This is a genomic window from Nocardia alni, from assembly GCF_019038435.1.
Classification (GTDB): Bacteria; Actinomycetota; Actinomycetes; order Mycobacteriales; family Mycobacteriaceae; genus Nocardia; species Nocardia alni.
This window is the reverse complement of record NZ_JAGPOX010000227.1, coordinates 1-10,547: the sequence shown is the minus strand read 5'-3', so window position 1 is coordinate 10,547 and position 10,547 is coordinate 1. Positions and strand designations below refer to the sequence as shown.

Annotated in this window: 9 protein-coding genes and 1 pseudogene; 4 read left to right on the top strand and 6 right to left on the bottom strand. The window is 69.9% G+C overall.

The window, feature by feature from the left end:
- Positions 1 to 1,822 (top strand): Eco57I restriction-modification methylase domain-containing protein (locus JZ791_RS42070; protein WP_438804632.1); only part of this gene is annotated, 1,822 nt, incomplete at its 5' end.
- Between the two features lie 7 nt (positions 1,823 to 1,829).
- Here JZ791_RS42070 and JZ791_RS42065 read toward each other — a convergent pair.
- From JZ791_RS42065 to JZ791_RS42055, 3 genes are all read right to left on the bottom strand, one after another.
- A complete protein-coding gene (locus tag JZ791_RS42065) occupies positions 1,830 to 1,988 on the bottom strand; it encodes a hypothetical protein (RefSeq protein WP_254207292.1) in 159 nt (52 codons plus the stop codon).
- A gap of 149 nt (positions 1,989 to 2,137) precedes the next feature.
- On the bottom strand, positions 2,138 to 2,653 hold the full coding sequence (locus tag JZ791_RS42060) for a gamma carbonic anhydrase family protein (RefSeq protein ID WP_216903233.1): 516 nt from the start codon (positions 2,651 to 2,653) through the stop codon (positions 2,138 to 2,140).
- A gap of 124 nt (positions 2,654 to 2,777) precedes the next feature.
- Positions 2,778 to 3,728 carry a GlxA family transcriptional regulator gene (locus tag JZ791_RS42055; protein ID WP_216903231.1) on the bottom strand — a complete coding sequence of 317 codons (951 nt, stop codon included), beginning with the start codon at positions 3,726 to 3,728 and terminating at the stop codon, positions 2,778 to 2,780.
- A 50-nt stretch (positions 3,729 to 3,778) separates the two neighbouring features.
- Here JZ791_RS42055 and JZ791_RS42050 point away from each other — a divergent pair, with 50 nt between their 5' ends.
- Both JZ791_RS42050 and ald read left to right on the top strand, forming a co-directional pair.
- Positions 3,779 to 4,573, top strand: coding sequence for an MBL fold metallo-hydrolase (locus JZ791_RS42050; RefSeq protein WP_254207291.1), 795 nt, complete (start codon positions 3,779 to 3,781; stop codon positions 4,571 to 4,573).
- Positions 4,574 to 4,650: 77 nt separating this feature from the next.
- Complete coding sequence (gene ald, locus JZ791_RS42045) at positions 4,651 to 5,763, top strand: alanine dehydrogenase (RefSeq protein WP_216903230.1); 1,113 nt, start codon at positions 4,651 to 4,653, stop codon at positions 5,761 to 5,763.
- A gap of 71 nt (positions 5,764 to 5,834) precedes the next feature.
- Here the strand turns inward: ald and sigJ are convergent, their stop codons facing one another.
- Positions 5,835 to 6,776 carry an RNA polymerase sigma factor SigJ gene (gene sigJ, locus JZ791_RS42040; RefSeq protein WP_308163459.1) on the bottom strand — a complete coding sequence of 314 codons (942 nt, stop codon included), beginning with the start codon at positions 6,774 to 6,776 and terminating at the stop codon, positions 5,835 to 5,837.
- 397 nt (positions 6,777 to 7,173) lie between these two features.
- On the opposite strand from sigJ, the gene JZ791_RS42035 reads away from it, so the two are divergent.
- Positions 7,174 to 8,118 carry a cobalamin biosynthesis protein gene (locus tag JZ791_RS42035; RefSeq protein WP_216903239.1) on the top strand — a complete coding sequence of 315 codons (945 nt, stop codon included), beginning with the start codon at positions 7,174 to 7,176 and terminating at the stop codon, positions 8,116 to 8,118.
- A gap of 89 nt (positions 8,119 to 8,207) precedes the next feature.
- Here the strand turns inward: JZ791_RS42035 and JZ791_RS42030 are convergent, their stop codons facing one another.
- Both JZ791_RS42030 and JZ791_RS42025 read right to left on the bottom strand, forming a co-directional pair.
- Positions 8,208 to 10,055 (bottom strand): cation:proton antiporter domain-containing protein, encoded by a 1,848-nt coding sequence (locus tag JZ791_RS42030; RefSeq protein WP_254207290.1) that lies wholly within the window; start codon positions 10,053 to 10,055, stop codon positions 8,208 to 8,210.
- Positions 10,056 to 10,244: 189 nt separating this feature from the next.
- Positions 10,245 to 10,547: pseudogene (locus JZ791_RS42025) on the bottom strand (SURF1 family cytochrome oxidase biogenesis protein); the annotation flags it as partial.

Here is a 10,547-nt window from a genome sequence, read left to right as displayed (position 1 = left end):
CCGGGGTGGGCGGGCAGCGGGTGACCGGCGGGCGATCGCGGCCGCCGGTGCGGGGTTGCGCAAGCGGCACGGGCGGCACTACACCCCGGACAGGCTGGCGGAATTCCTGGCTGAGCGGCTGCTGGAATATGTTGTGCCGCAGCGGCGATTGCGAATTCTGGATCCCGCGTGCGGGGACGGTGAGCTGCTGCTGGCCGTGTATCGGGCCGCCACCCGGCGGTTTCCGGGGATCGAGCTGCGGCTGACCGGATACGATCTGGACGCCGAGGCGGTCGCGGTGGCGCGCACCCGCTCGGGTGGTCTGCCCGTGGACTGGTATGTCGGTGACTTTCTCCGCGTGGCACCGGAACTGGGCGCGGCGTCATTCGACGCCGTCATCACCAATCCGCCCTATGTGCGCACCCAGCAGCTGGGCGCGGCCACCGCGCGCATGCTCAGCACCCGGTTCGGCCTGCGCGGCCGCATCGACCTGACCCATCCGTTCGTCGCCAGCGTGCCCCGGTTACTGCGCCCGGGCGGGGTGGTGGGCCTGTTGTGCGCCAACCGGTTTCTCACCACCAAGGCGGGCGCCAACCTGCGCGCGCTGCTGCGTGCGGAGCTGACGCCGGTGGAGCTCTACGACCTCGGCGACACCAAGTTGTTCACCGCGGCGGTGCTTCCGGCCGTCACCGTCGCGGTGCGCGGCGCGTCGGGCACGCCGTGCCGGTATGTTTCGGCCTACGAGGTCGCCGACGACGGCGAGCCGGATCTTGCGGCGGGAACCGGGCTCGCCTCGGATACCGGGCTGCCGGGAACCGACCTGTTCGCGGCCTTGGCCGCCGCACGCGACTGTTCGGTGTTGCACGACGGTCGGCACATCGTGGTCGAGGCCGGTGTGCTGGCCACGGGTGACCTTGTGCCGCAGCCGGGTTCCCCGGCGCCGCCCGCGTACAGCGGACCGGACGACGCGCCTCGGGGAAATACCGGCACGCTCGACGGGGCAAAACCGATCCGTATCGCGATGATGGACACCGCGACACCCTGGCGGATGTCGCGACCGGGAGTGGACGAGTGGCTGGGCCGGGTCCGGGCGGGGACGTGGCGGACGTTCGGCGAGGTGGCGCGAATCCGGGTGGGTATCAAGACGACCGCCGACCGGGTCTTCATCTCGGACCAGTGGGAGCAGCGGGACCCGCGGCCCGAAGACGAGCTGCTGTTCGACCTGCTCACCCATCACGACCTGGAACCCTGGCGGATCACCAGGGATCGCCCGACCCGGGTGCTCTATCCCTACGATGTGACCTGCCCCCGGCGAATCCCGGTGGACCTGGCCGAATTTCCCGGCGCCGCGGCGTATCTCGCCGAGCACAAGGATGCCCTGGCCGCGCGCGACTATGTCACCGGGGGCGGGCGGGAATGGTTCGAGATCTGGGTGCCGCAGCGCCCGGACCTGTGGCGGCATCCCAAGCTGGTGTTCCCCGACATCAGCGTCGCGCCTCGATTCGCGCTGGACCGCAGTGGGGCGATCGTCAACGGCGACTGCTACTGGATCTCGCTACCCGATATCGGCAGCGACCCGCTCGCCTATCTGCTGATGGCCGTGGCGAATTCGACGCTGGGCCTGCGCTTCTACGATGCGGTGTGCGGCAACCGGCTCTACGCGGGACGGCGTCGCTGGATCACGCAATACGTTGCGCGTCTACCGGTTCCGGACCCGACGACCGCCGCCTCGGCGGCATTGGCGCAGTGGGTGCGAGCCTGTGTCGACGGCGGTACCGACCCGGATCCGGACGTGCTGGACGAGCGAATAGCGACCGCCTTCGCGCTCGGGTCGCCGATGTAGGCCCTGCTCAGCGCAGGTTCAATGCCGCCATTTCCCGCTCGATGGCGTTGGCGGCGAAATCTATTCCACTGGACCGCAACTCGTGGACGCGGCGCTGAAGTGCCTCGATACCTCCGGGCTGTGCCGCGATATCGGCCAGACTGATCCGCTCCCTGTGTCGGTGCATACCGGCCTGCTCGCAGCCCACCGTGAACCTCCTTGCCCAACGCCGGCGCGCTCGATATTCGGCGGATTCGACCGCATTGTCCGCCCTCGGGCGCGCTGGCACGATGCTAGCAAGTGCGGACCGTCCGAATCCGAGGTCTGTGTGATGTGTCACACCTCGAAGCCGCCCCTGTGCGATGTCAGATTGTGCAGGTACACCGCCGCGTTGAGGCGGATGCGGTCCACGTCCTCGTCACCGAGCTCGCGGCGCACCTTGCCGGGCACGCCCGCGACGAGCGAGCGGGGCGGGATCTGCGCGCCCTCGGGAATCAGCGCGTTGGCGGCGATGAGGCTGCCCTCGCCGATCACCGCGCCGTTCAGGACGGTGGCGCCCATGCCGACCAGCACGTCGTCGCCGATCGTGCAGCCGTGCAGGATCGCGTTGTGGCCCACGGAAACCCCCGCGCCGACCGTCAACGGGAAGCCCGGGTCGGCGTGCAGCACGCAGCCGTCCTGAATATTGGTCCGCTCGCCCACGCTGATGTCCTCGAGGTCGCCGCGCAGTACGGCCGAGTACCAGATCCCGACCTGCGCACCGAGGCGCACCCGCCCGATCACCGTCGCATTCGGCGCGACCCATGCCGAATCGTCGATCTGCGGCGCGTGCTCACCGAGTTGGATCTTCATGATCACCAACGTACTCGCCGGACGGTGGTGACCCGGCCGCGCGTGGGCGAGTGACCAACGGGCACAGCCGAGCCCTTGCCCGTGCCGGGACGACGGGTGAGTTCCGGCCGCGCACGCTGCCACGTCAACTGAAGCGGAACGTGGCGCGGTGGGCGGCCGGGGAGATGCCCAGGGTGCGGTGGAAGTGGTGGCGCAGGTTGACCGCTGTGCCCAGACCGGACTCGGCGGCGATGCGGTCCATGGTGTTCCCGGTGGACTCCAGCAGCAGGCGGGCGTGGTCGACGCGCTGGTGCAGCAGCCACTGCTGGGGGCTCGAGCCGGTGCGCTCGCGGAAGCGGCGGGTGAAGGTGCGGCGCGACATCGCCGCGGTGCGCGCCCAGCCGTCCAGGTCGATCGGATCGCCCAGATGCGTTCGGGCCCAGACCATGGCGTGTTCGATCGGATCGTCGTCGACGGTGTCGGGCACGGAGGTGGGGATGTACTGAGCCTGGGATCCGCCGCGATGCGGGGCCAGGACCAGGGTGCGGGCCAGATCCGCGGCGACGCGGCTGCCGTGGTCGGCGCGGACCAGGTGCAGGCAGCAGTCCAGCGCGGCCGCGACACCGGCGGAGGTGACCACGTCGCCGAGGTCGGTCCACAGCACGTCCGCTCGCACCCGGACCGCGGGAAAGGTCCGGGCCAGTGCGGACGCGGCGGACCAGTGCGTGGTGAGCTCGCGGCCGTCGGCCAGGCCCGTCGCGGCGATCGCCCAGGAGCCCAGGCACAGCCCGACGATCCGCGCCCCGCGCCCGTGCGCGGCCAGCAGGGATCGCCGAATCGTCCGGGGTACTTCGAGATCCGGATCCCAGCTGGGGACGACGACGGTATCGGCTCGATCGATCACCTCCGGGCCGTGCCGCACGCTCAGGTCGAAATCGCCAGGGGTGCGCAGGATCCCGGGCTGCTCCGCGCAGGTCTCCACGACGTACGGCGCGCCGGCCTGCGCGCTGGTACCGATTCGGCCGAACACCAGTCCGGGCACGGACAGGTGGAACGGGCTGATGCCGTCGAAGGCGAGTACGGCCACGCGATGCATGGCCTGATTTTAGCGATAGTCGGCCTCCGGGCCACTGTCGGCAGGATTCGATGACGATCACACTGGTCCACATGACCGAAACGCTCAGCACCGCACTCGAACTGCTGCACATCGGCGGCCCCACCGTCCGGTTCCGGTACGCGGGTCTCACCTGGCTCACCGATCCGACCTTCGACCAGCCCGGCGACTATCCGTCCCCCGGTGTCACCCTGCACAAACTGATCGGTCCGGCGATTCCGGCTGCGCAGGTGGGACCGGTCGACGTGGTGCTGCTGTCGCACGATCAGCACGCCGACAACCTCGACGTGTCCGGGCGCGAATTCCTCGCGGGCGCCGGGCAGGTGCTGTCCACTCCCGATGCGGCCGGACGGATGGAAGGCGTTCGGGGACTGGTGAACTGGGAGTCGCTACGGATCGGCGAAGTCGAGGTGACCGGCGTTCCGGCGCTGCACGGACCCGAGGGCGCCGAGGCGTCGTCCGGGGTGGTGACCGGTTTCGTGCTGCGGTCACCGGGGTGGCCGACGGTGTACGTGTCCGGCGACAACGCGTCCGTCGCCGTGGTCGAGCAGATCGCCGCGCACATCGGTCGTATCGATATCGCCCTGCTCAACGTGGGCGCCGCCAATGTCGGCCGCTTCGGTGACCGGGACCTGACCCTCAACGCCCGCACCGCACTGGAGGCGGCCCAGGTACTCGGTGACGCGGTGATCATCCCGGTGCACGCCGAGGGCTGGCACCATTTCAGCGAAACCCTCGACCGCCTGTCCCGTACCTTCGAATACGGTGGTCGCTCCGAACAACTGCGTATTCCGCCGTTGGGTACGGAGACGGCGTATTCCGCCTAGTTGCCTGCTGATTGCCTCCGGCGAATCGCGGGGCCGGGGTCGTGGCGTCCGGGGTGGCGGTACACGACGATTGCGTTATGAGAATCGGGGTTCCTCGGGAGATCAAACCGCAGGAGAGGCGGGTCGCGGTGACTCCGGCCGGAGCGGGGGAACTCACCCGGCACGGGCACGAGGTGCTGGTCGAGGCCGGTGCGGGGGAGGGGTCCGGATTCCCCGACCGGGATTACCTCGCCACCGGCGCGCGGATCGTGCCGTCGGCTCCGGAGGTGTGGGGTGCGGCCGATCTGGTCCTGAAGGTGAAAGAGCCCATAGCGCAGGAGTATTCGCGCATGCGCGCCGGGCAGGTGCTGTTCACCTATCTGCATCTGGCCGCCTCGCGGGAATGCACCGACGCGATCCTGAGTTCCGGGATCACCGCGATCGCCTACGAGACCGTGCGCGGACCGGCCGGAACGCTACCGCTGCTGGCGCCGATGAGCGAGGTCGCAGGCAAGCTCGCCGCCCAGGTCGGTGCGCACCATCTGATGGCTCCCAACGGCGGTGCGGGAGTGTTGCTGGGTGGCGTTCCCGGGGTGCGCCCGGCCGAGGTTGTGGTGCTGGGCGGCGGTGTGGCCGGGACCAACGCCGCGACCGTGGCCGTGGGCATGGGCGCGCACGTGACCGTGCTGGATACCAATCCGGCGCGGCTGCGTGAGCTCGACGCCCGTTTCGGTGGTCGGCTGGTCACCGTCGGCTCGAATACCGCCGAGGTCGAAAGGGCCGTGCTCGCAGCGGATCTGGTGATCGGTTCGGTCCTGGTGCCGGGTGCGCGGGCGCCGCGGCTGGTGCCCGACACGCTGGTGGCCCGGATGCGGCCCGGTTCGGTGCTGGTCGATATCGCGATCGATCAGGGCGGCTGCTTCGAGAGTTCGCATCCCACCACGCACGACGCCCCCACCTTCCGTGTCGCGGATTCGCTGTTCTACTGCGTGGCCAATATGCCCGGCGCGGTACCGCATACGGCGACCGTGGCGCTCACCAACGCCACCCTGCCCTATGCGCGCGCGATCGCCGATCACGGTTGGCGCGACGCCTGCCACGCCGATCCCGGACTGGGGGCGGGCCTGACCGCCGATGCGGGACGACTCTTTTCCGCCGAGGTCGCCGACGCACACGGCATCGTCGCGCTGGGCGGTTCCTCTCGCTTCTAGTGCGGCGCCGGCGCTCGTTCTCGTGGGCGGGGGCGATGCGGGGGTGATCGAGACCACACGGGCGCCGGGACTCAGTTGATGTACCAGTCGGGGTCGCCGTCCAAGGGCAGGTCGTGCAGCTTGTCCGGGTTGCGGACGATGGTGATCGCGGTGATCTTGCCGTCGTCGACGACGAACGACGCCACGCCCGGGTTGGCGCCGTCGGAGACGAGCAGGCCGGGGCGGCCGTTGACCTGCACCGCGCGGGCCCACGCGCCGGTCGTGGAGCGGTACCAGCCCAGGAACAGCTTGGCGATGAGCTCCGAGCCGCGCACCGGCTTGCGGATCGCGGGCACCTTGCCGCCGCCGTCGGCGGTCAGGGTGACGTTCTCGTCCAGGACGCCGAGCAGGGTGGCCAGGTCGCCGGAACGCCACGCCAGCGCGAACGCCGACACCACCCGCTCCTGCTCGTCCTGGCTGGCGGGGAACCGCGGGGTGCCGTCCTGCACGTGCTTGCGGGCGCGCGAGGCCAGCTGCCGCACCGCCGCCGGGGTGCGCCCGACCACCTCGGCGACCTCCGGACCGCTCATGCCGAACACGTCCTGCAGCACGAACGCGGTGCGTTCGGCCGGTGACAGCGATTCCAGCACGACCAGCAGCGCCGTGGTCACCCGCTCGTCCTGGGTGACCCGGTCGGCCGGGTCGGTGGAGGTGGTGACGACGGGTTCGGGCAGCCATTCGCCGACATACTGTTCGCGGCGCGAACGCGCCGAACCCAGCTGATCCAGCGCCAGCCGTCCGGTGACGGTGGACAGCCAGGCCCGCAGATTCTCGATTCGCTCACCGCCGGCGCGGTTTTCGTGCCAGCGTTGCAGCCGCAGCCAGGCGTCCTGCACCACGTCGTCGGCGTCGGTGAGGCTGCCCAGGGTGCTGTACGCCAGCCGCCGCAGATACGGCCGATGCTCCTCGAACCGGCGCGCCAGCTCGGCCCGGTCGATATCGCCGATCCCCTCGGGACGCTCCTCGGTCGTCACTGCGGCCTCCATTCCCGTCTCCCACCTGTTTCACGAGCCTATCCATCAGGGAGACGAGACCGGACCCGATGGTGTGACAACACGGTATGGCGCGGTGCGCTGGACTGCGCCGATGCCGATCAAGACCGCGTATGGATCTGTGTGGGACATAACCGGCGGACTGGGAGAACCGGCTCGGGGGAGGTGGAGAACCGGCCTCCCGCTGCATTTTTCGGGTGGAATTGTCGGAAACCGGAGTTTCGAGGAGGGAAAATGCAGCGGGAGGCCGGGCTCAGGCCAACCCGAGCACGACCGCGACCTCGGTGGCCGAACTATCGGTGGGATGCCGGGCACAGTGTCGGCTCTGGATGCCCGGCAGGGTGTCGGCGACGGATACTCTCGCTGAGTGACTGGACGGATGTCGACGGCGGCGGGGCTGGTGCTCGGGTTCGGGCTGGACCGGGCCCTGGGCGATCCGCGGCGGTGGCATCCGGTGGCCGGGTTCGGGTCGGTGGCGGGGGCTGTCGAGTCGACGATGTATCGCGACGGTCGGGGTGCGGGAGTGGCGTATGAGGCAGTGTTGATCGGGGGGACGATCGCGATCGGGTCGGCGGCGCAGCGTGGAGTGGGGCTGTGCCGGCGGGACGGGGTGCGGTTCGTCGCATCGGCGGGATTGACGGCGCTGGCGACCTGGATGGTGTTGGGCGGTACGACGCTGGTCCGGACCGGGCGCGCGATGGCCGATCGGCTCGAAGCCGACGATCTGGCGGGGGCGCGGGCGCTGTTGCCATCGTTATGCGGGCGCGACCCCGATGTGCTCGATGCGGACGGATTGGCCCGGGCCGCCACGGAGTCGATCGCGGAGAACACCTCCGACGCGACGGTGGCGCCGCTGGTCTGGGGCGCGTTCGCAGGGGTTCCCGGGTTGCTGGCCTACCGCGCGGTCAACACCCTGGACGCGATGGTCGGCTATCGCAACGAGCGGTATCGAGACTTCGGCTGGGCCGCCGCCCGCACCGACGACCTGGCGAATCTGCTCCCGGCACGCCTCAGCGGCCTGCTGACCGCCGCCACGGCCCCGCTCGTGGGCGGCAGCCCGGCGGCGGCACTGCGTGCCTGGCGGCGCGACGCCGCCCGGCATCCTAGCCCGAACGCGGGCGTGGCGGAGTCGACGATGGCCGGTGCGCTGGGTGTCCGCCTGGGCGGTCGCACCCAGTACCGGCACGGCGCGGAACTGCGTCCCACCCTCGGCGACGGTCCCACGCCCCGCGTCGCGGATCTGCGCCGTGCGGTGCGGCTGTCCGAGGCCGTTCAGTTCGCCGCCGCGTTCAGCACCGCTGCGGCCGCTGCGGTCCTCCGATAGGAATCCGTCCATATTCCGTCGTGATTCCGTATGGAAGCACCGGCCGCCGTGTTACATCGAAGTAACCTCCCATTCGGCGGGGGATTCCGTCAGAAGAGAGGGAGTCGATGGGGAAGGTCCTCGATGTCGCGTTGATCGTCGTCTGGGCGGTCATCTTCTTCGGGCTGGCGATGGGCGCTCCGGGCGTGGGGATGTACCTCACCGCGTGGGGCGGGATTGTCGTCCTGGGGTTCTACAACTCGTACATCCGCCACGACCGGAGCAGGGACGATCTGGTCGACGGCCGGCCGATGGACCACTCGGTGGCTCTGCGTCCGGCCTGGCGCTAACGCCCGCAGCGCCGCCGCTGCCGGGCGTCGGCGCCCGACGGCATCGACACGACGGCGCTTTCGAGGTCGCCCGGGAGCACCCGGAATCTCTCGCGGCACTGTGGTATCCGATGGATCTTTCACCGCCGGATCCGATTGGAACAGCGCGGTGAGGGCGGGGCCGGTGTCCGGCTCGGCGATGACCAGGACCTCGTCTCCGCTGCGCAGCACAGTCTCCGGTGTCACCGTCACCAGCCGTCCGCCGCGGATGATCACACTCACCCACAGATCGGGCGCGGGCAGTGCGGCGACCGCGGCGCCGTCGGCAGTCGAGCCCGCCGCGACGGTGAACCTGTGCAGGCTCTCGGGTTCTTCCTCGAACCGCGCGTTCATCGCCCACGGGCGCGGATTCACCGTGCGTAGCGGTATGCCCAGGCGCCGGGCCAGCATCGGTACCGCGCTGCCCTGCACGACAACCGAGAAGGCGACCACCACGAAGATGATCTCGTAGGCGCGGGTCGCGTCCGGAATCCCCGCGCGCAGAATATAACTGCCCAGCAGGATCGGCACCGCGCCCTTGAGCCCGGTCCACAGCACGAACAGTCGCTCACCGCGTTTCAGGCGAATACGCCAGGTCAGCAGCCCGACGAGCACCGGGCGGATCACCACGGTCAGCAGCACGGCCAGGCTCAGCCCTATCCACCAGGCGCCGCCGTGCGCTATGCCACGCGGACCGGTCACCTGAATGGTGAGGCCCAGCATGACGAATGCGACGATCTCACCCAAATTGGCCAGCGCGGAATGGAATCGCTCGATCTCGGCGCGGTACGGCGCGCGCTGGCCGCCGATGACGATGCCGGCGACCAGCACCGCGAGGAAACCGGAACCGTCCGCGAGCGTGGCGACGGCATAGATCGCCAAGATACAGGTCAGCACCCGGAGCGAATATAATCCGGCCCCCGGCAACGGAACTCGGCGCATGAACCACAGCAGGCCCAGCCCCCCGGCCAGTCCCACGACCGCGCCGACCACGATCTGCAGCGAGAACCCGCTCAGGACCGCGCCGACCGAATGCACATCGACGCGGGTCGCGCCCAGCAGCACCACCATCAGCGCGATACCGACCGGATCGTTGGCGCCGGACTCGCCTTGCAGGAGAACCCCGCTGCGCCCGCCGATGTGGCGTCGTCCGAGGACCGAGAACACCACGGCCGGATCGGTCGGCGACAGTGCTGTGCCCAGCAGCAGTGCGATCCGCCAGCCCAGCCCGAACAGCGAATGCGCGGCCACGGCCAGTGCCAGCGCGGTCACCACCGTTCCCGCCACGCCGATCCACGCGATCGCCCCGGCGTTGGCGCGGAACCGCCGCCAGCCGATCTGCATACCCCCGTCGAACAGGATTACCACCAGCGCACAGGTGACCACCTGATCCATCAGCGGCAAAGGTATGTGCGCCACCCTCGTCCACACATCCGACGCCAGAGCCGCGCCGACCAGGAACAGTGCCGACGCGGGCACCGGCAACCACTCACCCAGCCGATTGGACAGCACCGCGGCCAACCCCACCAGCGCCACGATCAGCAGTGCCACCGCGAACGGCGTCACCCCGCTCATTGCGACCGAACCCATGCGCCCGGCACCGGCCCGAGCTGAGACCACCCGGCAGATCGGGAAAATGCTTGCGGCAGAACGGCCATCGGAGTTCCTTACGGCTCGGCGGTAGTTACCGTCGACCAGACTTCCCGACACACCCTGACACAATCTTAACGGTTCTTCCGCGTTCGACCGTAGTCGTCGCGCGACCGGCTCGACTTCCGATCAGCGGCGAGCGCCCCCGTAACGGTCGGCGAGACGGTCCGCGTTCGTCTGTGCCTTCGTGTGCACGGGGGCGGTGGCGGGCGGGGAATCGGTGGTTGTCGTGCCGGCTCCGGACGGCCGCGCGGAAGCGGTTGCGGCGGGCGCGGGTTCGTCGGGGGGCGGTGCGCCGACCGTGGAATCGGCTGGGGCGACGACGCGTTCGCGCCGGCGTTCGCTGATTTCCGCGTAGATGAAGTAGCCGAGGCCGAGGGGCGCCATGACGCCGAAGGCGAGCCACTGAAGGCCGTAGGACAGGTAGGGGCC